Here is a 25,656-nt window from a genome sequence, read left to right on the forward strand (position 1 = left end):
GACCGACCAGAAACCACACCGGAGGCCCCATGGCCGAAGCACGCGCCGTTTTCCTGGAGGGCAACCTCTTTCGCCATATCACTGTGATGGCGCTGACATCCTCGGTCGGGCTGATGGCGGTCTTCGCGGTCGACTTCATCGACATGGTCTTTATCTCGATGCTGGGTAACGCGGAACTGGCGGCGGCGGTGGGATACGCGGGCGCAATCCTGTTCTTCACCACGTCCTTCGGCATCGGCATGGCCATTGCGGCTGGCGCGCTGGTGGCCCGGGCTCTTGGGCAAGGCCACGCAGAATTGGCCAAGGCGCAGGCCGCGGCGGCGCTGGTCTGGGGCGTGGTCTTTGGTGCGGTCTTCGCGGCGGCGGTCTGGTTCAACCTCGGCTCGCTTGTCGCGCTGATGGGCGCGACGGGCGAGACGCAGGATCTTGCCGTTGGCTATCTCCAGATCATTGTGCCCAGCCTGCCGTTCCTGATGGTCGGCATGGTGGGCGGCGCGATCCTGCGTGCACATGGTGATGCACGCCGCGCAATGATGGCGACGATCTGGGGCGCGCTGGTCAATGCGGTGCTCGATCCGATCCTGATCTTTGGTCTGGGGCTGGATCTGACAGGGGCGGCGCTGGCCAGCGTCGCGGCACGGCTGGTGATCGCAGGCACGGCGCTGATCCCGATCTTTCGCCACCACGGCGGGCTGGTGCGCCCCGGCATCCCGGAACTGTCGGTCGCCCTGCCGCCAATCGTGACAATCGCCGCCCCGGCGATCCTGACGCAACTGGCGACGCCTCTTGGGCAAGCCTTCGTGACGCGCGCCATGGCCAGCTATGGCGAGGCCGCAGTGGCGGGCATGGCCATCGTCGGCCGGATGACCCCGGTGGCCTTTGGCGTGATCTTTGCACTGTCCGGGGCAATCGGGCCGGTGATCGGCCAGAACTTTGGCGCCGGACGGATGGACCGGGTCAGGCAGGCCTATCGCGACGGGCTGCTGTTCTGCGGGATTTTCACCTTAGCGATGACAGGCATCCTCTTTGGCCTGCGCGGACCCATCATCGCGCTTTTCGGGGCCGAGGGGGTGACGCGCGACCTGCTGGTCCTGTTCTGCGGTCCTCTGGCGCTCGCTTTCTTCTTCAACGGGGTGATCTTTGTCGCCAATGCCGCATTCAACAATATGGGCCATCCGTTCCGGTCCACCTGGATCAACTGGGGGCGGCATACCTTGGGAACCGTGCCTTTTGTGCTGGCAGGCGGCGCATTGTTCGGCGCTGCTGGCGTGCTGATCGGGCAGGCGGTCGGCGGCGTGATATTTGCAGGGGTGGCCGCTGTCATGGTGCGGCGTATGATGGACGGTGAAGCCGGTGGCGCCGCGCCGGAAAAGCCCTTTGACCGGCAGGCGCGGCTGATGAGCCTGTTGCACCGTCGCCGGTGAACAATATCCGGCACCGGCAAGACACGCATGCGCGTCTTGCGAAGCGCTTAGGTCCGCGCCACCCGTCGGGATCAACCCATACAGGCCTCGAACAACGCGCGGGTGTTCGTGCGGGTCATTTCCACCGGATTGCCGCCGCAGGACGGGTCGAGCAGCGCCATCTCGGTCAGCTCGTCCAGCTTTGCCGCCTCGACACCCAGCACCGTCAGGTTGGCAGGGATCAAGAGGCTCGCGCGCAGCTCCATCACAAGCGCGTAGAAACCGTCAAACCCACCGGCGATTCCCAGATAGGCGGCGGCGCGGTCGATCCGGTCCTCGATGACGGCACGGTTGAAATCCAGCACCATCGGCATGACCACAGCGTTCGTCGTGCCGTGGTGGGTGTTGTAGACAGCCCCGATCGGGTGGCTGAGGCTGTGGATCGCGCCCAGCCCTTTCTGGAAGGCGACAGCCCCCATCGCCGCCGCTGACATCATGTTGGCGCGTGCGTCCAGATCATCGGGGGTGGCATAGACCCGCGGCAGGTTTTCGACGACCAACCGCATCCCTTCCAGCGCGATCCCCTGACTCATCGGGTGGTAATGCGGGCTGCAATAGGCCTCCAGACAATGAGCCAGCGCATCCATGCCGGTGCCTGCGGTGATAAAGGCGGGCATGCCCACGGTCAGTGCGGGATCGCACAGCGTGACGGTGGGCATCAGCTTGGGGTGAAAGATGATTTTCTTGCGGTGTGTGGCGCTGTCGGTCAGCACACCGGCGCGCCCGACCTCGGACCCTGTGCCGGCAGTCGTCGGCACGGCGATGATCGGGGCGATGGTGGCGGGATTGGCGCGGGTCCACCAGTCGCCGATATCTTCCAGATCCCAGATGCCGACAGGCTGATCCACCATCAGCGCGATCAGCTTGCCAAGGTCGAGTGCAGACCCGCCGCCGAAGGCGACAACCCCGTCATGCCCGCCCGCGCGATAGACGGACAGGCCGGCGTCAAGGTTCGCCTCTGTCGGGTTGGCGTCCACTTCGGAAAATACCGCGCGGCCAAGACCGGCCGCATCCAGCAGGTCCAGCGCCTGCGCCGTGATGGGCAGACTGGCCAGCGCCTTGTCGGTGACAAGCAGGGGCCGCGTGATGCCCGCGCCCTTGCACAGGTCGGGCAGTTCGGCGATCCGGCCGACCCCGAATTTGATCGCGGTCGGATAGCTCCAGTTGGCAGTGAATGTCATGTCTCAGGCCTTTTTGAGGTGGTAGGATTTGGCACGCGTCAGCGCCAGATAGCCCAGCGCGGACAAGGCGGCACCGCGTCCGGTATCCTTGCAGCCGGTCCAGCAGAGGGCGGGGTCCAGATAATCGCAGCGGTTCATCAGCACGGTGCCGGTTGCGATCTGCGCGCCGATCTGGCGTGCAGCGGCGGCGTCGCGGGTCCAGATGGATGCGGTCAGGCCATAGGCGCAATCGTTCATCAGGCCGATCGCCTCGGCATCGTCCTTGACGGGCATGATTCCGACGACGGGGCCGAAACTTTCTTCGCGCATCACGCGCATGTCTTGGGTGACATGGGTCAGGATTTGCGGGGCGAGATAGGCGCCGCCATCATCGGCGGGGAATTCGGCTGGATCAATCAGCGCATGGGCGCCTTGGGCGACAGCCTCGGCCACCTGATCGCGCACGATGGCGGCAAAGCGTTTATGCGCCATCGGCCCCATCGTTGTGTCCTGATCCAGCGGATTGCCAAGGCGCTGGGCGCGCACCCATGCGACGGCCTTTTCGACGAAAGCATCATAGAGGCTTTCATGCACATAAATCCGTTCGATCCCGCAGCAGCATTGCCCCGAATTGAACATCGCCCCGTCCATCAGGCCGTCAACAGCAGCATCCAGATCGGCATCTGCGCGGACATAGCCGGGGTCTTTGCCACCCAGTTCGAGACCCGTCCCGCTGAAAGTGCCAGCGGCTGCTTTTTCAATCGCGCGCCCGCCACCGACAGAGCCGGTGAAGTTGATGAAATCAAAACTGCGATCCGCGATCAGCGCCTCGGTCGTGGCGTGGTCCAGCACGACATTCTGAAACACATCCTGCGGCACGCCTGCGGCATGAAAGGCCTGCGCCAGACGTTCGCCCGCAAGCAGGGTCTGGCTGGCATGTTTCAGCACCACGGCATTGCCCGCGATCAGCGCGGGAACGATGGTGTTGACGGCTGTCAGGAACGGGTAGTTCCATGGCGCGATCACGAAAACCACGCCTTGCGCCTCGCGCGCGATCAGGCGGGTGAATTTGGCGCTGTCCTCGACCACTTCATCGGCCAGCACATCGGCGGCAATGCCGGCCATGTAGTTGGACCTTTCGCGCACGCCGCCGAATTCGCCGCCATAGCGCACAGGGCGGCCCATCTGCCACGCAAGTTCCGGCACGATTTCGGCGGCCATGCCTTCAAGCGCGGTGATCCCCGCCAGCACGATGGCGATCCGCGCGTCAAGCGGCTGTGCGGCCCACGCACCTTGCGCGTTGCGCGCACGGGCGACTGCAGCCTGCGCATCGGCAAGCGGCAATGCGGGGCGTTCGGCATAAACCGACCCGTCCACGGGTGAAATCAGGCTGATCGTTGTCATCAAGGCTCCTGTCTGTGTGGTCCGGGCCTAGACCCGTTCCAGCAACCGCTGTCGTTCAAAATCGGTGACGACGCGGTCATGTTCTTCAATCTCCCACCTTGCGGCGCGGGTGTAATGATCCACCACATCATCGCCGAAGGCTTCGCGCAGCATGGCGGACCCTTCCAGCAGGTCAGCGGATTCGCGCAAGGTTTTCGGTATCTCGCGCGCGGCCGCATTGCCATAGCTGTCACCCTGCATCTCTGGTTCCAAATCCATCCCGCCTTCGATGCCTGCCAGCCCTGCGGCCAGCAAGGCCGCGCAGGCCAGATAGGGGTTCAGGTCCGCCCCACCGATCCGGCATTCGACGCGCACAGCCTTAGTGCCGTCGCCACAGACGCGGAAACCGGCGGTGCGGTTGTCAAGCGACCAGACCGCCTTGGTGGGGGCGAACATGCCGACGCAGAACCGTTTGTAGCTGTTCACATAAGGCGCCAGCAGCGCGGTGATCTCGCGCGCATGGGCCAGCTGGCCTGCCATATACTGCCGCATCAGCGCGGACATGCCGTATTCGGCGTCGCGGTCCAGAAAGGCGGGCGCGCCATCCATCGTCCAGAGCGATTGATGCACATGGCTGGATGATCCCGCGCGGCGGTGGTCGTATTTCGCCATAAAGGTTACGGATTTGCCAAGACCATGCGCGATTTCCTTGGTCGCCTGTTTCGTGATGACATGATAATCCGCCGTCGTGACCATCTCATCATAACGGATGTTGATTTCGGCCTGTCCGGCCTCGGCCTCGCCCTTGGAATTCTCGACCGGAATGCCAGCACCATAGAGCCCGTTGCGCAAGGCCCGCATCAGCGGTTCTTCCTTCGTGGTCTGGAACAGATGGTAATCTTCGTTGTAGGCCGAAATCGGGGTCAGCTGATCGGTGCCACCATCGCGCAGGGCCTCATAGCTTTGCTCGAAAATGTAGAATTCCAGTTCCGTCGCGGCCATCGGCGCATAGCCCAGCGCTTGGGCGCGGGCGACCTGCCGTTTCAGGATCGCGCGGGGGGAAATGGTGATTTCCTTGTGCGTGTGGTGGTCAAGCATGTCGCAGATGACCAGCGCGGTGCCGGGCAGCCACGGCACCCGGCGCAAGGTGCCCAGATCGGGTTTCATGACGTAATCGCCATAGCCCTTCGCCCAAGAGGTGGAATCATAGCCAGCGACCGTCACCATCTCCATATCGGTGGCGAGCAGGTAGTTGCAGCAATGCGTTTCCTGGTAGCCCGAGTCCAGAAAATGCGCGGCGTGGAACCGTTTGCCGACCAAGCGGCCCTGCATGTCGGGCGCGGCGACCAGCACGGTGTCAATCTCGCCCGCGTCAAAAGCGCCGCGCAGTTCATCCAAAGTCATCAGTCCCGGCATGGTCATTGCCCCTTTATTCATGTCGTAGCGTCGGCGTGGGATGGGGGCGCACCCCCATCCCTATTGATCAGGAGTAGCGATAGGGCCGTCCGGCCTGATCCATCGCGGCATTGTAATTGCGGAACACTTCGACCACGCGTGCCTTGGTTTCGGATTCGGCGGCGATCTCTTCCCAGAAATCGCGCGCCGCAGCCTCGACCGTGCCCCATTCGGCGTCGGGGATGGATGTCAGCTCCAGCTTGTCGCCTTCGGTGCGCAACCGTGCCTCGCCTGCCCAGTACCAGTGCTGGCGGTAGTAGTGGGATTGTTCGAAACAGGTGGTCATCAGCGCCTGCAAATGTGGCGGCAATTCGTTCCAGCGGTCCATGTTGGAAAAGAAATGCCCGATCCATGCACCAGAGATGTTGTTCGTCAGGAAATGCGACGTGACATCCGCCCAGCCGACTTCGTAGGCTTCGGTCATGCCGCACCATGCCACACCGTCGATTTCGCGGGTTTGCAGCGCGATTTCCACATCTTCCCAAGGCACCGTCACCGGCACGACACCGAATTGCGACAGGAACCGCCCGGCGGTCGGGAAGGTGAACACACGCTTGCCCTGCATATCAGCCAGTGAGTTGATCGGCGATGACGTGATGAAATGGCACGGGTCCCACGACCCCGCCGAGATGTGCTTCACACCGACATTGGCATATTCTTCGCCCCAGATTTCATTCAAGCCCCAGTTGTTGAACAACGCGGGCACATCCAGCGAATAGCGGCTGGCAAATGGGAAATAGCCGCCGAACACGGTGACTTCGGTGGGCGACGCCATGCTGTCGTCATCCGATTGCACAGCGTCGATGGTGCCGCGCTGCATGGCCTGAAACAGCTCTCCCGTAGGGACCAACTGGTCGGCGTAGAACAGGTCGATCTGCATTTCATCGCCTGCGATGGCGTTGAACATGTCGATCGCGGGTTTGGCCACCTGCGCGCCCAGCGACGCGCCCGCATAGGTTTGCAGCCGCCAGCGGATGGTTGATTGCGCATGAACGGCAGGGGCCGCCAGTGCTGCGGCACCGCCAAGGGCGCCCGTGGTCAGGAACTTCCGTCTTGTCGTGGTCATGATCTTTCCTTCCGGTTGGTTGAAAATCAGGCGGGTTCGCCCGCTCTTGGTGGTAATTCAGGGAAACAATACGCCGGGCAGCCAGAGCGCGATCTGCGGAAAGGCCATGATGATCCCAAGGCCAAGGATCATCACCCCAACAAAAGGCACGATTGATCGATAAATCTCGATCAGGCTGACCTCATTCGGGGCCATCGCGCGCATCAGGAACAGGTTGTAGCCGAACGGCGGCGTCATATAGGCGATCTGGCAGGTGATCGTATAAAGCACGCCGTACCAGATCAGGTTGAATTCCAGCATCTGCACGATCGGCACATAAAGCGGCGCGACAATCACCAGCATCGCGGTGTCGTCCAGAAACATCCCCATCAGCAGGAATGAGACCTGCATCAGGATGAGGATTTCCCAGCGTCCCAGGCCCAGGTTGTCGATGAACAAGGTGCGCACGAAATCGACCGCACGCAGCCCGTCGAACACGGCGCCAAAGGCCAGCGCGGCGAGGATGATCCAGAGAAACATGCACGAAATCGCCAGCGTCTTTTTGGTGCAGGTTTCCAGAATGGCCCATGTCATCCGCCCCTTGGCGATACTGACGAGCAAGGCCGCAATCGCGCCCACGACCGCGCTTTCGACCAGACGGGTATATCCCAGCAGAAACGGCACCATCATCACCGCGAAAATGCCCAGGGGCATCAGCCCCGCCAAAAGCAACCGGTATCTTTCGCGCATGGTGACCTGCGCCAGTTCGTCGGGATCAATCACAGGGCCAAGTGCGGGGTTCATCCGGCAGCGCAGCCAGATATAGATGATGAACATCGTGGCCAGCATCAGGCCCGGCAGCAGACCCGCCGCCCACAGATGCGTTACCGGCTGGCGCGCGATCATCGCATAAAGCACCAACACGACGGATGGCGGCACCAGAATGCCAAGGCTCGACCCCGCCTGAATGACGCCTGTGACCATCAGCTTGTCATAATTCCGCTTGAGCAGTTCCGGCAGCGCGATGGTGGCCCCGATGGCCATACCCGCGACGCTCAGCCCGTTCATGGCCGAAATCAGCACCATCAGCAGGATCGTCCCGATCGCCAGCCCCCCCGGCACCGGGCCGAACCAGACGTGGAACATCCGGTACAGATCATCCGCCAGTTTGCTTTCGGACAACACATAGCCCATGAAAATGAACATCGGCAGCGTCATCAGCGGAAACCAGTTCATCAGCTTTATGGTCTGGGCAAAGGCCAGATCATGGCCCCCGCGATCGCCCCAGAGCCAGACTGCCGCGACCACCGCGACAAAGCCGATCACACCGAACATGCGCTGTCCGGTCAGCATCACGGCCAGCATCGACCCGAACATCAGTGCGGCGATCATTTCATAGGGCATTGGTATCTCGCTCGGCGATCTTGATGCCCCGCAGGGTGGCGATGTCGCGGATCAGAAAGGCTGTGCATTGCAGGATCATCAGCACGATCCCGGTGCACATTATGATCTTGATCGGCGCCATATAAGGTTGCCACAACCCGCGCCGCCGTTCGCCATATTCCAGCGCGAATTGCGTGCTTTCGATGCCGCCCCACAGCAGCACACCCAGATAGATGAAAAGGGTGAAAATGGTGATGCAATCGACGGCGGCCTTGGTGCGGTCGGACCAGCGCGCATAGAGCAGGTCCATCCGCACGGCAGACCCCATTTGCAGCGCATAGGCACCGCCCAGCATGAAATAGCCGACAAGCAGGAACTGCGCCATTTCATCGGTCCATATCTGCGGCGAGAATCCTGCCCGCGCGACAGCCCCCCAGGTCAACACGCCCATGAGGGCGAACAAGCTCCACATCGCCAGTCGCCCGACGCGGTAATTCACCATTTCGACGAAATGCAGATAGGCCATTACAAAGCGGGGCATGGCACCTCCGCGACTTTTGTGATCGCGCGAGACAGCACACGTGCCAGACGCTGCGAGAGGGCAGCCCGGTCGGCAGGCGTCGCGATCAGGTCGTTGCGAAATTCCAGCATGGCATTGTCCAGCCCGTATGGCAGCGCGTGCAGCCGCAGCGTATGGGTCACATGATCTGCCGCCGAATAGGGTGCGTTCAGCTCGGTCTTGAGGGCCAGATCGCCGGCTTCGGCCACGATCTGACGCGCAAGCCGGGGAAGATCGTCATGGATGACTCCGAATTCTACCGTGCGCGGCAAGCCATGCCATGTCGGTGAAAAGGAATGTATCGTCAGCACCACGGGCCGCCGTCCCAAGGCCAGCGCACGGGCGATGCGGGCACGGACAAGGTTGTGGAACGGCAGATACAGGCTTTCCATCCGCGCCAGCCGTTCTGTGACGCCCAGCGCATCGTTCAGCACGATATGGTGCAGTTCGGTCTGTGCCGGACAGGCATCGGGGCGGTCGGGGCTGCGGTTCAGGTCATAGATCAGGCGCGACAGCGGCGCATGGACCAGTTCCGCCCCGCCATGCTGCTGCGCCAGCAGCGGCCCGAGGGCCAGCGCAAGGTCCAAAGCACCCGGATCGCTGGCCGCATGGGATGCCAGCAGGTCGGCATCGTCGATCAACCACGGTTCGACAAAATGATTGGATGCGTGTTCGCAGATCAGGATGACGCCGGGTGCCGCATGACCTGCGATCCCCCAAGACGCCATGCTGCCCGTCCACTCTGCCGATGCCTTTTGCGGTCTCATGTCGGCCTTTCCGCGGGCTGGATTTCATCATGCAAGAAGGCTGCACCACATCCCGATTTTGTGTCAACTACATTTCGGTTCTATCTTTTCTGAAACGTTTGTAACAAGTTGGGGCGAAAGTTTTTCATACCTCCCGCGAAAGGCAATGCGCCATGACCCAAATGCAAACGCTTGAAGACCGACTGCGTGCCGCGATGCCCGGCATGACCCGCGCCGAACGGCAGTTGACCAGCCATATGCTGGGCAATTTTCCTCTGTCCGTGCTGGGATCGGTCGCAGAGATTGCGCAGGATGCAGGCGTTTCCGCACCCACGCTGGTGCGGCTGGTCCGCAAGATCGGGTTCAGCGGTTACCCGGCATTTCGCGCACAACTGCACGAGGAGATGGGAGAACGCCTCGCCTCGCCTATCGCCAAGCATGAAAAATGGGCGGATATGTCAGAAATTGACCATCCGTTGAACCGCTTTGCCTTGCGGGTGATCGAGAATCTGAACCAGACGCTGAGCCAGCAGGATCTGCGGGTTTTCGACACCGTCAGGGATCTGCTGGCCGATAGATCCCGGTCGGTCTACCTGATCGGCGGGCGGCTGACGCGGTCGGTCGCGGAATATTTCGCCACCGCCCTGCATGTCATGCGCAGCGATGTGACCCTGCTGTCGAGTCTGCCCAACACATGGCCGCCCGCCTTGCTTGAAATGAAAACCGGCGATGTGCTGGTCGTGTTCGACATCCGTCGCTACGAGCCGTCAATGCAGCAATTCGCAGAGCTTGCACATACCCAGGGGGTCGAGGTCGTCCTGCTGACTGATCGCTGGGTATCGCCCACGGCAGCGGTCGCGCAGCATATCCTGACATCCCAGATCGAGGTCCCATCGGCATGGGACACGATCGTGCCGCTGGTCGGGCTCGTCGAGGCGCTGCTATCCGCGATCCAGGACGCGAACTGGCAGGAAACCCGCGAGCGCATGGAACGGATGGAACGGTTTTACGAAGATATGCTTTTGTTCAAGCGGATGCGTTGAACCCGGCTCTGTGACGGCCAGGCCGCATCGCGGCGAAGACTTATCGACAAGACAGGGCGGCGGGGCTAGGGCAATGACAGCCTTCACGCCGCGTGATCCTGTGGGATCGAGGCGGCGCCCCCGAAAAGCACGGCCGGACGTTGCGAGGATCGGGAACTTTTCATGGCCCGGTTTCGTTCCGAGATCACCAAGTCGTGACGAAATGCATCCATCAACGTGTTTTCAACGCGAAAAGTCACCTGCGGACGCATGATCTGTCGGTGTGAGAGAATGGAGCAGGCACCAATGAACGATCTTGATAACGTGCGGACGACGAACAGGCTGCTTGTCATGATCGTCATCCTGATGACGCTTGCGGCGCTCTATTTCGCCAAGGATGTCGTCCTGCCCGTCGTTCTGGGGGTGTTGCTCGCCCTGACGCTTGGGCCATGGGTCCGCTGGCTGTCGCGGCATGGCGTTCCGTCCGCGCTTGGGGCATCGGCCATCATCGTAGGGCTGATCGCGCTGATCGGGTTGGCGGTTGCGGTCCTTGGCGGGTCGGTTGTCAGTTGGTTCGACGATATCCCCCGCATCACGTCAGAACTGCGATCAAAGCTGCGCGGGTTGGGCGAGTCGGTGTCCGCCGTTCAGGACGCGACGAAACAGGTCGGTGATCTGGCCCAGGGCGGTGCCCAAGATGTCGATACCGTCGTGATGCAGCAACCCGGTCTCTTGACCACGGCGGTCAGCAATTTGGCCAGTTTCGTGACGTCGCTGGTGGTTGGCCTGATCCTAGCATTGTTCTTGCTGGCATCGGGCAACATGTTCTACGTCAAGGTCGTCGAGTCGTTTTCGAGGTTCGGCGACAAGAAACGTGCGCTGACGGTGATCTACGAAATCGAGCGCCGCATGTCGCATTATCTCGTCGCCATCACGCTCATCAACGCAGGGCTGGGCGTGGCGGTGGCTTGCGTCCTTTACCTGCTCGAGATGCCTTATCCTTTTGTCTGGGGCGTCGCCGCTTTCTGTCTGAATTACCTGCCTTTTCTTGGGGGTGTGATCGGCACGCTGGGTGTCGGCGCCTTTGCCATCGTGCATTTTGACAACGTCTATTACGCCTTGCTCGCCCCCTTGGCCTATCAGGCGCTGACCGCGATCGAGGGGCAGTTCGTCACCCCGTGGTTTCTGGGCGTTCGGTTGCAGCTCAATATCGTGGCGGTGTTCCTGACAGTGATTTTCTGGACATGGCTTTGGGGCATCCCGGGCGCGCTGCTGGCGGTCCCGATCCTTGTTCTTGTCAAGGTGATCTGCGATCATGTGCCCACGCTCGCGACCTTCGGAAATTTTCTGAGCGGACGAACAATTGACGGGGCAGGAGATGATCTTGCGCCCGAAGAGACCACATTGGCGCATTAGACGGGGCTATCCATGCCGTCAGGATTTCGCGACCAGATTGCAGGGCTGGACGCGGTGGCGCTTGCCCGCCGCCTGATCGGCGCTGGCCTGACGGTTCGTGGCGCTGGCGGCACCATCATCGAGACCGAAGCGTATGTCCGCGACGATCCCGCATCACATAGTTTTCGCGGACGGACGGCACGCAATGCCGCGATGTTCGGCCCGTCAGGCCATGCCTATGTCTACCGATCCTACGGCATCCATCTGTGCCTGAATGTCGTCGCCTTACCCGGCGAGGCTGTGCTGATCCGCGCCATCCTGCCCGAAATCGGGGTCGATGCCATGCGGCAGCGACGCGGCAACACGCAGCTCTGCAATGGTCCCGGCAGGCTGACCGAGGCGCTTGCCATCCAGCCGACGGATGACGGCGCGCCCTTCGACGGGGTGGATCTTGCGATCACCCTGCCAGAGGTCGCGCCGCCGATACTGGTCGGTCAGCGCATCGGGATCAGCAAAGCGCAAGACCTGCCGTGGCGGTTCGGCCTTGTCGGTGCGCGCGGTCTGAGCCGCCCTTTCACGCGACCCGCGCGCTTGCGGGTTCGCGACCGGATGCCGTGACATCGCCGGCCGGCCCACAATCGGCCCAGATCAGGCCTGGGTGATACCGGCCGGCCATGCGGCCCTCCCGCAGCGCAAAAAGATGCATCCAGCCGTTGTCGAACAGCGCACGCACCGGCGGGTGCTTTTCCAGCACGGCGCTGATCGCCTCTTGCGGGGCTTCGATCAGGACCGACAGGCGCAACGGATCATGCGCGAGCTTTTCACCGTCATGGACCGTCTGCCATGGCAGGCCAGGGCGCAAGACACCGCCGTTGCCCTGGACCACGCCAACCCCGCCAACGACGTTGTGGATCAGCTTGTTGCCCCCCCCGAACACATCCGGCGCAACCGTCGACCCGTAGTATTGCAGGCTGATCCAGCTGGCCACGACGACCGGAGCAGTGATGATCAGTTCGAGCGTGGCGAAATCCGCATCCGCGCGCCAGTCATAGCTGTGCAGGAAGGCCCGCCCGCCCAGATCCACGCCCGCCGTGGCGCCCCGGGGTGCCGCAACAAAGGCCGCACAGCCTGCAAGGCCCCATTCGGGGCGCACCTCGGCCCAGTTGAGAGCGCGCGCCATGACCGTTTGCGCCGTTGCTCCGGGCAGGCGGAGGGCGCGTTCTGCCCGCGCGACGCCGCCCGCCGCGTCCAGCCATTTGCGGGCCTGCGCTATATCCGCCACGTGATCTGGTGCGGCGGTATCCGCGTAAAGCGTGATCCTGTCGGTCGTCGTGTCGTGCAAACCCGCGACAAACAGCACGTCATCGGCCAGCGTGATCCCCTGCGCAGGCAAACCAGCCCGCGTTTCGGGATCGTTCAGCAGCCCGGCCAGCAGGCGCGCCGAGATCTCACCGGTCTGGCCCGCGCAAGCACCGCAATGATAGGCGCTTTCATGCGGATTGTTGGCGACCTGTGCCCCGTGACCCAACAGCAGCACGAGCCGCGCGTGACCTTCCGTCAGGCTCATCGCGCGCAGTACGGTCGCCGCAGTCGCGACCTTTTGCGCGGCAGTCAGCGGGACTTCCAGCCGGGGTGCGGGATCTGCTACTGTCTTGCCCGCCCCCAGCGCCAGCGCATCCTTGACCAGCTTCGCGCCATAGGCGGGACCTGCCGCCTCGACAAAGGCAAAGGACGACACCGCCGCCTGCCGGAAGCGGCCCCAGGCGCGTACGGCCCGCGCCGAAATGCGGGTGGCTTGCTCGGTCTGCGCGTCATGACTGCACGACGTCATCGCCGGCTGCAACAGCACCGGCAGATGCGCCTGCGCCAGATCGGTGCCTTGCGGCTTATGCGCCAGCGGCAGACCGAAAAACCCCGCAAACCCGATGGTTTCGATATCGGCGCCCTGCGCCTCGAGCGCCCGGCGGAACACCTCGGAGCGCACGTCGATGCAGAACGCCGCTTGCAGCGCGGGGCGGGGGCCTTTGGCCTTTGCACCCTGCAACGCGATCGCAAGGCCGTGCTGGTGCGCCCGTTCCGCAGCCGTTTGCAACACCGCATCCGTCACCTGTTCCGGCGTCGGCGTGACGGGTGAGGCGTGCATCGTGGCGACGTCCGCCCAGTCTGCGGCGATCTGCGGCGCATGGGCCAGCAGCGCCTCTTCCCAGATCAATCTGATCGCCAGCAGGTCCGTGAGGGTGGCATCTGTTGCACCCGAAAGCTCTGCCTGCCACAGCAGCCAGCGTGCATGTTGCGACCAGCCGCCAAGGTCAACAAGCAGTCTGTGGAACGCTGTTGCCGTCGCCCCATCCGTCAGATCGAGCGCTTCGGTAGCGCGCAGGATCGCCCGTTCAGCCGTGTCGGGTGCTGCAGCGACATGGGCACAAAACCCCGCGAGCCCGGCAATTTCCGGGGACAGGTCGTGGCTTGCCCAGGCACGCCACGCGGCAAAGGCCCCCATCCCCGGTGCGGGTGTCCAAAGCGCCTGCCCCCGGTCGAAATGACCCGCGGCCCACAGGCCGAAACTGCGCGCGATGACGGCAGGCCAGTCGGTGCCGGTGGCAACAGCCGCAAGATCGGCGACGGTGGGCGCGGCTTGCGGCGCGGCGGTCTGGGTCGACAGGTCGGCCTTCAGACGCGCCAGATCAGCCGTCGCATGTGGCAAATCATGTGCAGCAAGCGCATCAGCAAGATTGTCGTCCGTGATCTTGCCTGCGGCGATCAGGGCGGCGTAATCCGCGCGCGCGCGGGTGATCCGCACGCCTGCAACCCGCGCGAGGCGCGCCGCCGCATGGGGCAGGTCTTGACCAGTCTGGCCCAGAAACGGGTTCACAGCGACCGTTGCATCCAAGGGAAAGGCGGGCGGAATGGCACGCGCGGCGGCTTCGGCCTGGTGCAAAAGGGTGGGCATCCGGTCGGGTGACATTTGTGTGGGATGAAGGAACATTGGACTGAACTCCCGTCAATCAGGTTGTTTTGGTGGTTTTCAGGCCACCGATCAGACGGTCGAGGACCGCGTTGAGATAGAAACCGTTGGCGACATGGACGCGCAGGCCGGCCGCGGCAGGGTGATGCGCCCAAAGCGGGAACAGCGCCTGTGCGACAGCGATTAGCCCAAAAGACCCCACCGCCAGCACGATCAGCGCCCATTCCAGCGCCGTGGGCACAGGTGCGGCGGGCAATGACGCCCCCCAGAGCAAACCCGCCAAGGCATGAAACCCGAAATAGGCGACCGCGGCAGCCAGGGACGCCGCCGCCGTGCGCAATGTCAGCGCGCGCGGTGCGGCATCAGCCAGCCCTTGGGCCACGAGATAGGCGACACCGAAGATCAGGATCGCGCCCAGCGCCAATGCCTGTGCCGACTTTGTCCCTGCGATCTGGCCAAAGCACGCGGCGATGCCCGCATAGATCACCAGCGCGATGACAAAGGCCTGCGCCACCGCCCGCATGTGCGGCACCGCGACTAGCCCCGGCTTGCGCGCCTCGCGCACAGCGGCGACAGCACCGCCCGATGCAAGGAAAGCATGCGCCTTGTACAGCGAATGGGCCACGATATGCAGCAGCGCCAAGGCCCAGAGCCCCAGACCGCATTGCAGCAGCAAAAAGCCCATCTGCGCCACGGTTGACCAGGCCAGCGCCGTTTTGACCGCACTTTGCGCCAGCATGACGATCGCACCAAACAGCGCGGTGAACCCGCCGACCATGACCAGTGCCGCCATGGCACCGGGGCTGGCCTGCACCAGTCCCGCCACGGCGATCAGCAGCACGCCGCCCGCGTTGATGATCCCGGCATGCAGCAGGGCCGACACGGGTGTCGGGGCCTCCATCACCTCGGTCAGCCAGCCGTGCAGCGGGAAGGTCGCGGTCTTGATCATCGCCGCCAGCACCAACAGGGCCACCGCACCTTGGGCTGTTGCCGGCAGGCTTGATGCCGCTGCTGCATTCAGCGCGTCGAACGCGAAAGTGCCGTAGGTCTGCCACAGCAGCGCCGCCGCCACGACCAGCACAACGTCACCCAGACCCCAGACCAAAGTGAACTTGGTCGCGGCGCGCTGCGCCTCTGGCCTGTCGGAATAGAACAGCAGCAACTGTCGCAACACCACGCCTGCGGCGATGAAGGCGGCGATCAAGACGAGCATGGTGCCGGCCTGCACCAGGACAAGCACGGCCGCAAGCGCCGCAAGCATCCAGCCATGAAAGGCGCCTTCGCGGGCCTCGCCATCAAGATAGCTGCGCGTGTATCGCAAGATCACCCAGCCCAAAAAAGTCACCAGCAGGGACAATGTGGCGCTGACCGCATCAAGTCGCATGCTGATCAGCCCCGCAACCGCCACGGCCTGAGCAGGACCTGCCAGCACCAATTGCAGCAGACCCCCGATGGCCAGAGCGAACGCCAGAAGCGTTGCCGCTTCGGCCAGACGCGGCAGATTGCCGGGGCGGCGTCCTGGCTGCGTGGCAAAGGCAAGCGCAGCGACCGCCAGAACCAGCGGTGCGATCAAGGCAAGAATGGGTAGCGTCATCGTCAGTCTCCTGTGTCGGATTGCTGCGGCACAGATAGCCCTTGCGTCACGTCAAGAATAATTCATATTTTGTGCTTTATACTTCTATCAAATAGAACAATGGCCCAACTCAACCTTCATCATCTCCGGCTGTTTCGTGCGGTTGCGCGGGACGGCACCTTGACCGGCGCTGCACGCACGCTGAACCTGTCTCAATCGGCGCTGTCGACGCAGTTGCGCACGCTCGAGACAACGTTGGGCCATGACCTCTTTGAACGGCGCGGGCGCGGGCTGGCCCTGACCGAGGCCGGGCGCATCGCGCTTGACCACGCCGAAGCGATCTTTCGCACCGCCGACGATCTGGCGGCCACGCTGGCGCAGGCACCGGGATCGCGGCGGGTCTTGCGGCTGGGGGCATTGTCCACGCTGTCGCGCAACTTTCAGATCGGGTTCGTCGCGTCGCTTGTCGGGCGCGACGATGTCGAACTGGTCCTGCGGTCAGGCACGCAGGCAGACCTTTTGCGCGGTTTGCAGGCGATGGCGCTGGATATCGTGCTGACCAATCTTGTGCCCGCACGCGATGCGGCGAGCCCCTATCTGGTGCAGGCGCTGTCGGAACAACCCGTCAGCCTTGTCGGGCCACCCCGTCCCGATCATGCCGCGCGGTCGCTTGCGGAGATTCTGGCGACCGAGGCATTGATCCTGCCCACCCCGGAATCGGCGCTGCGTGCGGCGTTCGATGCGCTGGTCGACAGGCTTGGCATCGTGCCACGGATCGCGGCCGAAGCGGACGACATGGCCATGCTGCGTCTTCTGGCACGCGCATATGCGGGGTTCGCCGTGCTCCCCCCGGTTGTTGTTAAGGATGAATTGGCTGCGGGCCTGCTGGTCGAGCACGCGCGTCTTGATGGCATCACGGAACGATTCGTCGCCGTCACCCTGCGCCGCCGGTTTCCCAATCCGCTGGTGGCGGAGCTGTTGAACCGGGCGCATATCACTGAACCTCTGGGTTGAAAAAACGCAGGCCGGGTTCGAAAAAACTGTTCTCAACCGATTGCATCCGTTACCCATTTCCCATCCCGGACCCAAACCGGGGCACGCGCGGGCGCATGGCCCGCAAATGGAGGAGACATCATGACGACATATTTTGGTCGCGGGCTCTTGGCCCTCGCAGCACCCGTCGCCGTTGTGGCATTCGGGATCGGTTCGGCCGCACAGGCACAGGAACTGTCCATTGCGACAGGCGGCACGGGCGGCGTATATTATCCCTATGGCGGTGGTCTTGCGGAGGTGATCAACAACCATGTGGACGGCTATTCCGCCAGCGTCGAAGTCACCGGCGCATCGGTCGAGAACATGGCGCTGATCCAGCGCGGCGACAGCGACATCGCGATTGCCTTGGCGGATACGGTTTATCAGGCCTTCACCGGCACCGGCGCATTCGAGGGGCGCCAGATCGGTGAAGCGCGGGCCTTGGCATCGATCTATCCCAACGCCGTCCAACTGGTCACATTGGCCGACAGCGGAATCACCAGCATGGAAGACCTGCGTGGACAGCGTGTGTCGGTCGGCGCGCCGGGATCGGGCACCGAACTCAGCGCACAGATCATCCTGGCCGCCAACGGCATTACCTATGATGATTTCGAACCGCAACGGCTAAACTTCAACGAAACCGCCGATGCGATCCGCGACGGTGACATCGTCGCCGGTTTCTGGAGCGTGGGACCGCCGACATCCTCGATCATGAACCTGGCCGCGACCCGTGACATCAGCGTCATCAGCCTTTCAGAAGAAGAAATCGCCAACGCCCGCGACGCCGAACCGACATTCGCGCCTTTCACGCTGCGCGCGGGACTTTACGACGGCATGGCCGAGGCGGTGCAGACGATCTCGACACCCAACGTGCTGATCGTGCATGCCGATATGGATGATGAACTGGCCTACAACATCACCAAGGCGATGTATGAAAACGTGGCGGAACTGATCGCGATCCATCCGGCGGCGAACGACACGACGATCGACTTCTCGGTCGCCTCGACGCCGATCCCGTTCCACCCCGGCGCGCTGCGCTATCTCGAAGAGGTGGGTGCCGCGGTCCAGGATCACCAGCGCCCATGATGGCAACCATTGCAGGGCGGCGCCTATGTGCCGCCCTTCTTTACACCGCGCTTTGCGCGGGCGGGCCTGCCACGGCGCAGCCTGTGCTCGTCGTGGAAACGGCGGGCCCACCGCTTGGTGAATTGTCGTTTCAGCCGGGCGAGGAAATCTGCCTGACCTGGAACCATTCCGTCACCGGAGGTGCCGTCGCCGATTGTTTCGAGAATATCGCAGGCCAACTGACGCTGACGCGGTCCTATCTGCACGATTTCGCCGCCGGATTGGGCGAGGTCGCAGGACGCGGTCAGATCATGCCAGCAGCGGCGGGCGGCTACTGGATCACGGACATCGCTGAACCGATCCCCGACAATTCACTGGCCCTGCGGGTCGGCCCTGCGCGGGTCGATCACAGGCTGACCGGCACGGGTCACGCGTTGGCGCTCAGCCGATTGGCCCCCGATACCGCTGTGCGCCTGACCCTGCACCCCGACTGACCGCCGCCATCCGCACCGACAGGACAAAGACATGAGCAGCCCGACATCCGACACGTCCCGCGACGATCAAGACCTGACCGACCTGCCACCTGCCCTGCGGTCGGCAGATGCGGTCCAGCCGCGCCCGATCCTGTGGACGATCACGCTGGTCGCGATCACCATGTCGCTGTTCCAGATGTATACCGCAGGGATCGAACCGCTGGGGCTGTTCTATCAGCGTTCGGCGCATCTGGGGTTCGTGCTGTTTCTGGCCTTTCTGATCTTTCCCGTCACGGGCGCGACGCGGCCACGCGGCAGCATCGGCTGGATCATCGACGCCGTCTGCCTGACCGCCGCCTTTCTGAGCGGGTTCTACATCTTCTATTTCCTCGACGACATCATCGAACGCGCGGGTTGGTGGACCGCTACCGACATCACGATGGGGATCATCGCCACAATCGCCGTGCTGGAGGCAAGCCGCCGAGTTGTGGGCCTCGGCATGACCATCATCGGCCTGATCGCCATCGCCTATGCGCTGGCCGGACCGCGCGGCGCGCTGCCCTGGCTGGGCGAATGGATGCCCGGTATCCTGTCGCATCGGGGCGCCAGCGTGGACCGTCTGGTCGGCCAGCTTTATCTGGGACAGGAAGGCATTTTCGGACTGCCGCTTGGGGTTGCCGCGACCTATGTCTTCATGTTCGTCCTGTTCGGGGCATTTCTGGAAGTCACCGGCGCGGGCAAGTTTTTCATCGATCTCGCCTTTGCCGCGACAGGGCGCAAAGCGGGTGGACCCGCCAAGGCCGCGGTGATCGCATCGGCCGGCATGGGGTCTATTTCGGGGTCGGCCATCGCGAATGTCGTGACGACAGGAGCCTTCACGATCCCGCTTATGAAAAAACTGGGCTACAAACCCAAAGAGGCCGGCGGGATCGAGGCCGCGGCCTCTACCGGCGGGCAGATCACGCCGCCCCTGATGGGTGCGGGGGCTTTCCTGATCTCGGAATATACCAATGTGCCCTATATCGACATCGTCATGGTCTCGATCTTTCCGGCGATCCTGTATCTGGGCACGGTCTATCTGTTCGTGCATCTGGTCGCGATGAAGGCAGGCATGACCGGCCTGTCCGCCGCAGACCTGCCCATTGTGCGGCATGTGCTGGCAGCGGGCTGGCAATTCATCGTGCCGCTGGTCGTGCTGATCTATCTGCTAGTCAACAACATCTCGCCCACCCGCGTGGGGTTCTGGGCGATCCTGTCGGTCATTGCCGTCACTGCATTGCGTGCGGGGTTCACGCTGATCGTGCTTGATCCGAAAAACGGCAAGCCGCTGACTGCTGACCGCCTGCGCGACGCAATCTGGCGCGGAGTCCGACTGATCGGTCAGGCGCTGGAACTGGGGGCGCGCAATGCCGTCGCGGTCAGTGTCGCCTGTGCGGTCGCGGGCATCATCGTCGGTGTCGTCGGCCTGACGGGGCTGGGGCTGAAATTCTCGTCCATGATGATCTCTCTGTCGGGGGGCAGCCTGCCGCTTGCGCTGATCTTCGTGCTGATCGCGAGCCTGATACTGGGGATGGGCCTGCCTGTGACCGCCGCCTATATCGTGCTGATCGTGCTGGTCGGACCCGCGCTGCACAACGAATTCGGCGTGCCGCTGTTGATCGCACATCTGGTAGTGTTCTGGTATTCCCAAGACAGCAACGTGACCCCGCCCATCGCCCTTGCGGGGTTCGCGGGGGCGGCGATTGCAGGGTCCAAGCCGATGGAAACCAGCATGCAGGCTTGGAAATACGCCAAGGGCCTCTACCTGATCCCCGCCTTCATGGTTTTCAACCCCGAGATCATCATGGGCGGCGAGACATGGTATGTGATCTGGACCGGCATCATCATCGTGATCGGACTGGTGGGCTTTGCCGCCGCGATCGAGGGGTACCTGTTCACATGGATGGACAATCTGTCCCGCCTTCTGGTGGTGCCCGGCGTGATCGCGATCTTCAACCCCAACGAGGTGATCGAAGCCACCGGCGCGCTCGTGGTCATGGGGCTGCTGGTGTGGAACTGGGCCAAGTCACGCGCCACGGCGAACGTGGCGCGCACTGGTTAGGCGATCAGACCGTCGCCGTCGGTGCAGTGTCAGAGGCGGCCGCCGTCGCGGCGGGTGCCCCGACCCAGGTCGCGGCGCGTGCGCCCATTTTCTGGAATTTCGCCGATGCGCTGTCGAGCTTGCCTTCCCATGCAGGGTCCGGCACCTGCCCTTCGGTCACCTTGAAAAAGGCCTGCATCATGCAGGCGATGGCGAAAGGTTCGATCAGCGCCGCCTTGACCGCCCACGCAAAGATCAGCGCAAAGACCACGCCCCCCGCCGACCAAGCGCCGGGGATGAGGTAGACGACGGCGGCTGCCGGGGCGAGCATGACAACAAACACCACCAGCGACAGCGCCCAGACGATCAGCGTCAGCACGGCGGCATTGCGCATCATCCGGCCAGCGTTCTGCCCGTAAAGGACCAGCGCCGTGCGCGCCGACGCCCAGGGGTTCGTGCTGCGCGTGCGGATCGCATGGGCAAGGATCACCTCGTCCACCAGTCCGACGGCGATGCGAAGAAAGGCCCGCACGATCCCCATGATCTGCTGCAATCCCGGGATCGGCAGGAACGACGCGACACCTTGCAGCAACCCGGTGATCGCGCCCAGCACGCCCTTGACCAGTTGGTCGATGCCAAAGAGCACGCTGGTTTCGACAAAGCGTTCCTTGACCACGGCGGTCGCATGGGCGATCTGGCCGCGCCCTTCGGGGAAGGGGCGGTCGTCGATCATCTCGACCATCACAGCGATATGGCCGGCCTTGACCGTGTAAAGGATGTATTCGCGCAGGAAATACAGAACTCCTGCCGTCAGGCCAAAGCCTGCCGCGCCCCCCCAAAAAGTTGCGCCAGCACGGAATTCCTCGTCTCCGAAACCGCCGATGCCCCACCCGATCCCCGCGCCGGTGCCGGTGACGATGACATAGGCGCAGGCCATGCCAAAATAGACGGCCATGCGGAAAATCAGAAAAGGCGCGGTCCGCGCCATCAGCCCGAACGCGCGGGAAATGCTGAAATCGGTCATCGAAACTCCTGTCTGTTCAGCGCATTGTTTCGTCATGCGGTCGGCAAAAGGAAACTACCAGATGGTAGTGTCGACTGTCACATGTCAGACCACGCCATGGTCCGCCCCTGCAAGGCCCGCGCGCATGCCTGCGGCCATCACATAGCGCAGGATCAGCGACGAATGGCTGAACGGCAGGCTGTGGCCCGCATCCGCGATCAGCCGGAAATGGCCGTCTGGCAGGGTTTGCGTCATCGCCAGAACAGCGTTTTGCGCGACGGTCTGGCTTTTTGCACCATGCAGGGCGATGAAAGGCACCGTAATCCGGGGCAGTTCGTCGCGCCAGTTCTCGTTCGTGATCAGCATGTCCCGGCGGAAGCCCGCACCGCGCTGCTGCCAGACAAGCGAGAACACCTCTTGCAGGGCGATGGCGTGGTCGGGATGCGCCATGACACTGCGATCAAAGGCGCAATCGCCAAAGACGAATTGCGGGATCAGGTCGACACCCTTGCGGGCGATCTGGGTCAGGCCCAGCATCACGATCCGGTCCATCAACGCAGGCAGGTTCTGAGCCGCCCAGGCGTTGACGCGGTGCCGTGTCGGCATATCGGCGGTCTGTGCCCAGTCCAGCATCGGCGGCGTTGCAGGTGCGGCAATCAACGCGGCGACCATATCGGGCCGGTCGTGCGCGAAGCGGGCAGCAAAGCGCGTACCGACATCATGCGCGATCACGACGACCTTTGGAATACCCAGCGCGTCCAGCGTCTGCGCCGCATGCTGCATCGCCAGGGCAAGGGTGTCACCATCGTCGGGCATCGGCGTATGTCCGTATCCAGGCCGTTCGAGCGCGATGACATCCAGCCCCAGGGCATGGGCCGCGGATTGCATTTCCGGCAGTGCCGCAATGCCGAAGATCGCACCGTGAAAAAGCAAAACAGGCATCCCGCCGGGCAGGCCGAGACGGTGGAAGCCCACCTCGCCCGCCGCATTGATCCGCACAGTCGTGCCGGGGGTGCGCCGTGCTGCCGCGCCTTGCGCGCTGGCCGTGCGCCCCGCCGTCAGCGACAAGGCATAGGCCAATGACACCAGTTGTACCTGCGAGCGCACCCCCGCCTTTGCCAGGATTGCCTTGATCTGCTGACGCACGGTGCCTGGCGTCCGGTCCAGTTCAGCCGCGATGGTATCTGCCGTCTTGCCTTCCAAAAGCCTGAAGTAGACCCGCTTTTCCCCCGCAGACAAACCGATGGTCTGAGCCAGCTGCTGCTGCACCCGGTCGTCGAGGCCGCGGCGCACTTCGTAAAGTGTGATCAGGCCACCCTCTTCGTGGGTCACGCCAAGCAGCAGAATCGTGTCGTCGTCGGGCGTGGCGACGACCACAGGCACCGGATCGCCCGAAAAATCCTTGCGTGCAAGAAAAAGGCGCGCGGCATCGGGCGTTTCGATGATTTCGGCAATGCTGCTGCCGGGCTCCAGACCCAGCGCCTGTGCGGCGGCCGCATTCTGGCTGTTCACGATCCCCTGACTGTTGACGACCAGCACGATCGGCGCGTTCGGCACCGGATGGTCGGCGATCAGCGCGGTATCCGTCGGCAGGCTTTCGACCGTCCGTGCGACATCTTCCAGGCTCAGCCCGCCGGTGATGACCCCCTCGAGGTCGTCGACGAGATCATCGAATGCCGCCTCATCTCTGGAATATTTCACTTGGGTGGCTTTCCTGTTGCATCCCGCGTGGCGGATCAAAATGAATGGACATGAATGACTTTCCTCTGTCTGCCGGACGGACGCAAGGTCAACCATGCGTCTGAGACGTTGAAACGCAGCTGCCGTCTTTCGCAGGCTGCGATCTTCTGATAGACGCGGCCTGTCCCTAATGAAGTGATCTCATGACCACCCGCGAAGACGTTGAAAACATGATCCAACGGGTCGGACTTGGTGACAGGGCCGCGTTTTCCGCGCTTTATGATGCGACCTCTGCGAAACTATTCGGCGTATGCCTGCGTATCTTGAATGATCGGGCCGAAGCCGAGGACGCATTGCAGGATGCATTTGTCAGGATCTGGCAAAAAGCGGGCAGCTATGCCGTCAACGGTTACAGCCCGATGACGTGGTTGATCACACTGACGCGCAACCTCGCCATTGACCGACTGCGCGCCCGCAAGGGCGGCGCCGTGGACATCGACGAGGTGCACGACCTGAAAGACACCGGCCCCACGCCCGAAGCGGCGGCGGTGGCGGCATCGGAACGGTCCCGGCTGGATGGCTGCCTGAACGAACTCGACGCGGACCGGGCCGAGGCTGTCCGCGGGGCCTATCTTGAAGGCTACAGCTATGACGAATTGGCGGCACGATTCGCGGTGCCGCTCAACACGATGCGGACATGGTTGCGGCGCAGCCTGATCAAACTGAAAGATTGCCTGAGCGCATGACACAAGCGGACGATCATAACGACGATGTCACCCTTGCCGGTGAATACGCGTTGCATCTGATGGATGCAGCGCAGCGTCGTGCGTTCGAGGCGCGGCTCGATGCCGAACCCGCCTTGCGCCGGCTTGTCGTGGAATGGGACGAACAGCTGGTCCCGCTGGCCGACAATTTCGCGGAACAGACCCCGCCAAAGGCAGTCAAGGCACGGATTGATGCCGTCCTGTTTCCGACCGCGCAAAAACCGTCATGGTCGCTTTGGCGCATCTTGACGGGCTCTGCGGTTGCGGCGGCTCTGGCTGTCGCGGTGCTGGTGACGTTGCCTCTCGATCGCGCGCCGACACCGTTCGCGCCAAGCCTTGTCGCGCAGATCGCGGCCGAGGACCAGTCGCTGGTCGTGCTGGCAAGCTATGCGCCCGACACGGGCATCCTGCGCGTGGACAGGCAGGCCGGTGCCGCGCCATCCGGGCGTGTGCTGGAATTGTGGCTGATTGCCGAAGGCGCTGCGGCGCCCGTATCGCTGGGGGTTCTGCCTGCCGATGCGGTGACCGACATCACCCTGCCCGCCGACCTGATCCCCGCAATTGCTGGCGGCACGCTGGCGATCAGCGAAGAACCTGTGGGCGGGTCGCCGACCGGCACACCGACAGGGGCCGTTCTGGCTGTGGGCGCTGTCACAACGATCTGATCGTCGTTGCGACAGCGGCTTTTCGTCAGCAACGGCATTTTTCGCAAAAAACATCCTCTCGTTGAAACTAATCTGAGCAGCGTGCCGTGGTTCTTTGTATCGCCGGTCAAGAGATCGGTTCACACAAATCGAGGAACCCGTGTCATGTTGAAGATTTCCCTTGCTGCCCTGTCGTTGTCGATCGCTGCCTCCGCTGCTCTTGCCGAAAATCCGATGGTCGGCGGTGCCGCCATGTTCGAAGACAAGAATATCGTTGAAAACGCGGTGAACTCTGCCGATCACACCACGCTTGTCGCCGCTGTCACCGCCGCCGGTCTGGTCGAGACGCTGCAGTCAGAAGGCCCGTTCACCGTTTTTGCCCCAACAAATGACGCATTCGCTGCCCTGCCCGCAGGCACTGTCGACTCTCTGCTGCTGCCCGAGAACAAAGATCTGCTGACCACGATCCTGACCTGTCATGTGGTCGGCGCAGGCGTGATGTCGGATGCGATTGCCGGCATGATCGCCGATGACAACGGCACCCACGCCGTCGAAACGCTGGGCGGTTGCACGCTACAGGCGACGATGACCGACGGCATGATCCAGCTTGAGGACGAGAACGGCACCGTCGCGACCGTGACCATCGCTGACGTGGTCCAGTCCAACGGCGTCATCCACGTGATCGACGCGGTTCTGACACCCGCGATGTAAGTTTCCCGGTTTCTAGCGAGTACCGTTTTTCCGAGTTTTTAACCAGTAGCATGGT

At 63.0% G+C, this 25,656-nt stretch carries 22 protein-coding genes; 11 read left to right on the forward strand and 11 right to left on the reverse strand.

Annotated features, from left to right (window positions below):
* Window positions 1-29: 29 nt before the first annotated feature.
* Window positions 30-1,424: an MATE family efflux transporter gene (locus H147_RS0114505; protein ID WP_019956108.1), complete on the forward strand. Its 1,395-nt coding sequence runs from the start codon at window positions 30-32 to the stop codon at window positions 1,422-1,424.
* Window positions 1,425-1,495: 71 nt separating this feature from the next.
* On the opposite strand, the gene H147_RS0114510 is transcribed toward H147_RS0114505, so the two are convergent.
* The 7 genes from H147_RS0114510 to H147_RS0114540 all read right to left on the reverse strand — a co-directional run bounded on the left by H147_RS0114510 (window position 1,496) and on the right by H147_RS0114540 (window position 9,215).
* Window positions 1,496-2,644 carry an iron-containing alcohol dehydrogenase gene (locus tag H147_RS0114510; protein ID WP_019956109.1) on the reverse strand — a complete coding sequence of 383 codons (1,149 nt, stop codon included), beginning with the start codon at window positions 2,642-2,644 and terminating at the stop codon, window positions 1,496-1,498.
* A 3-nt stretch (window positions 2,645-2,647) separates the two neighbouring features.
* A complete protein-coding gene (locus H147_RS0114515) occupies window positions 2,648-4,027 on the reverse strand; it encodes an aldehyde dehydrogenase family protein (protein WP_026352561.1) in 1,380 nt (459 codons plus the stop codon).
* A 27-nt stretch (window positions 4,028-4,054) separates the two neighbouring features.
* Window positions 4,055-5,422: a glutamine synthetase family protein gene (locus H147_RS0114520; protein ID WP_026352562.1), complete on the reverse strand. Its 1,368-nt coding sequence runs from the start codon at window positions 5,420-5,422 to the stop codon at window positions 4,055-4,057.
* 67 nt (window positions 5,423-5,489) lie between these two features.
* Window positions 5,490-6,527: a TRAP transporter substrate-binding protein gene (locus H147_RS0114525; RefSeq protein WP_019956112.1), complete on the reverse strand. Its 1,038-nt coding sequence runs from the start codon at window positions 6,525-6,527 to the stop codon at window positions 5,490-5,492.
* 57 nt (window positions 6,528-6,584) lie between these two features.
* Window positions 6,585-7,910, reverse strand: a complete 1,326-nt coding sequence (locus tag H147_RS0114530) for a TRAP transporter large permease (protein ID WP_019956113.1) — start codon at window positions 7,908-7,910, stop codon at window positions 6,585-6,587.
* Window positions 7,900-8,430, reverse strand: coding sequence for a TRAP transporter small permease subunit (locus tag H147_RS0114535; RefSeq protein WP_026352563.1), 531 nt, complete (start codon window positions 8,428-8,430; stop codon window positions 7,900-7,902). The genes H147_RS0114530 and H147_RS0114535 overlap by 11 nt, the downstream gene beginning before the upstream one ends.
* Window positions 8,415-9,215 carry an N-formylglutamate amidohydrolase gene (locus H147_RS0114540; protein WP_110570992.1) on the reverse strand — a complete coding sequence of 267 codons (801 nt, stop codon included), beginning with the start codon at window positions 9,213-9,215 and terminating at the stop codon, window positions 8,415-8,417. The genes H147_RS0114535 and H147_RS0114540 overlap by 16 nt, the downstream gene beginning before the upstream one ends.
* 152 nt (window positions 9,216-9,367) lie before the next feature.
* Between H147_RS0114540 and H147_RS0114545 the strand changes: the two genes are divergently transcribed.
* The 3 genes from H147_RS0114545 to H147_RS19850 all read left to right on the forward strand — a co-directional run bounded on the left by H147_RS0114545 (window position 9,368) and on the right by H147_RS19850 (window position 12,229).
* Entirely contained in the window at window positions 9,368-10,237 is an 870-nt protein-coding gene (locus H147_RS0114545) for a MurR/RpiR family transcriptional regulator (protein ID WP_019956116.1), read from the forward strand.
* 285 nt (window positions 10,238-10,522) lie between these two features.
* Window positions 10,523-11,632, forward strand: a complete 1,110-nt coding sequence (locus tag H147_RS0114550; RefSeq protein WP_019956117.1) for an AI-2E family transporter — start codon at window positions 10,523-10,525, stop codon at window positions 11,630-11,632.
* A 12-nt stretch (window positions 11,633-11,644) separates the two neighbouring features.
* Complete coding sequence (locus H147_RS19850; protein ID WP_019956118.1) at window positions 11,645-12,229, forward strand: DNA-3-methyladenine glycosylase; 585 nt, start codon at window positions 11,645-11,647, stop codon at window positions 12,227-12,229.
* Here H147_RS19850 and H147_RS0114560 read toward each other — a convergent pair.
* Window positions 12,186-14,576 (reverse strand): YbcC family protein, encoded by a 2,391-nt coding sequence (locus H147_RS0114560; RefSeq protein ID WP_019956119.1) that lies wholly within the window; start codon window positions 14,574-14,576, stop codon window positions 12,186-12,188. The genes H147_RS19850 and H147_RS0114560 overlap by 44 nt on opposite strands.
* Window positions 14,577-14,616: 40 nt before the next feature.
* Window positions 14,617-16,170, reverse strand: a complete 1,554-nt coding sequence (locus H147_RS0114565) for a proton-conducting transporter transmembrane domain-containing protein (protein ID WP_019956120.1) — start codon at window positions 16,168-16,170, stop codon at window positions 14,617-14,619.
* Between the two features lie 99 nt (window positions 16,171-16,269).
* Here H147_RS0114565 and H147_RS0114570 point away from each other — a divergent pair, with 99 nt between their 5' ends.
* The 4 genes from H147_RS0114570 to H147_RS0114585 all read left to right on the forward strand — a co-directional run bounded on the left by H147_RS0114570 (window position 16,270) and on the right by H147_RS0114585 (window position 20,820).
* Window positions 16,270-17,163 carry a LysR family transcriptional regulator gene (locus H147_RS0114570; RefSeq protein ID WP_019956121.1) on the forward strand — a complete coding sequence of 298 codons (894 nt, stop codon included), beginning with the start codon at window positions 16,270-16,272 and terminating at the stop codon, window positions 17,161-17,163.
* 120 nt (window positions 17,164-17,283) lie between these two features.
* Entirely contained in the window at window positions 17,284-18,267 is a 984-nt protein-coding gene (locus H147_RS0114575) for a TAXI family TRAP transporter solute-binding subunit (RefSeq protein ID WP_019956122.1), read from the forward strand.
* Window positions 18,264-18,740, forward strand: coding sequence for a DUF1850 domain-containing protein (locus H147_RS0114580; RefSeq protein WP_026352566.1), 477 nt, complete (start codon window positions 18,264-18,266; stop codon window positions 18,738-18,740). The genes H147_RS0114575 and H147_RS0114580 overlap by 4 nt, the downstream gene beginning before the upstream one ends.
* Before the next feature lie 31 nt (window positions 18,741-18,771).
* Window positions 18,772-20,820 (forward strand): TRAP transporter permease, encoded by a 2,049-nt coding sequence (locus H147_RS0114585; protein WP_019956124.1) that lies wholly within the window; start codon window positions 18,772-18,774, stop codon window positions 20,818-20,820.
* Window positions 20,821-20,824: 4 nt separating this feature from the next.
* On the opposite strand, the gene H147_RS0114590 is transcribed toward H147_RS0114585, so the two are convergent.
* Window positions 20,825-21,823 carry a hypothetical protein gene (locus H147_RS0114590; protein ID WP_019956125.1) on the reverse strand — a complete coding sequence of 333 codons (999 nt, stop codon included), beginning with the start codon at window positions 21,821-21,823 and terminating at the stop codon, window positions 20,825-20,827.
* Between the two features lie 84 nt (window positions 21,824-21,907).
* Window positions 21,908-23,503: a bifunctional helix-turn-helix transcriptional regulator/alpha/beta hydrolase gene (locus tag H147_RS0114595; RefSeq protein WP_019956126.1), complete on the reverse strand. Its 1,596-nt coding sequence runs from the start codon at window positions 23,501-23,503 to the stop codon at window positions 21,908-21,910.
* 182 nt (window positions 23,504-23,685) lie between these two features.
* On the opposite strand from H147_RS0114595, the gene H147_RS0114600 reads away from it, so the two are divergent.
* The 3 genes from H147_RS0114600 to H147_RS0114610 all read left to right on the forward strand — a co-directional run bounded on the left by H147_RS0114600 (window position 23,686) and on the right by H147_RS0114610 (window position 25,601).
* Window positions 23,686-24,228, forward strand: a complete 543-nt coding sequence (locus H147_RS0114600) for a sigma-70 family RNA polymerase sigma factor (protein ID WP_019956127.1) — start codon at window positions 23,686-23,688, stop codon at window positions 24,226-24,228.
* Window positions 24,225-24,911, forward strand: coding sequence for an anti-sigma factor (locus tag H147_RS0114605; RefSeq protein ID WP_019956128.1), 687 nt, complete (start codon window positions 24,225-24,227; stop codon window positions 24,909-24,911). Before H147_RS0114600 ends, H147_RS0114605 begins: the two co-directional genes overlap by 4 nt.
* A 144-nt stretch (window positions 24,912-25,055) precedes the next feature.
* Complete coding sequence (locus tag H147_RS0114610) at window positions 25,056-25,601, forward strand: fasciclin domain-containing protein (protein WP_019956129.1); 546 nt, start codon at window positions 25,056-25,058, stop codon at window positions 25,599-25,601.
* Window positions 25,602-25,656 lie beyond the last annotated feature (55 nt).

The organism is Yoonia vestfoldensis DSM 16212 (assembly GCF_000382265.1).
In the GTDB taxonomy this organism is placed as follows: domain Bacteria; phylum Pseudomonadota; class Alphaproteobacteria; order Rhodobacterales; family Rhodobacteraceae; genus Yoonia; species Yoonia vestfoldensis.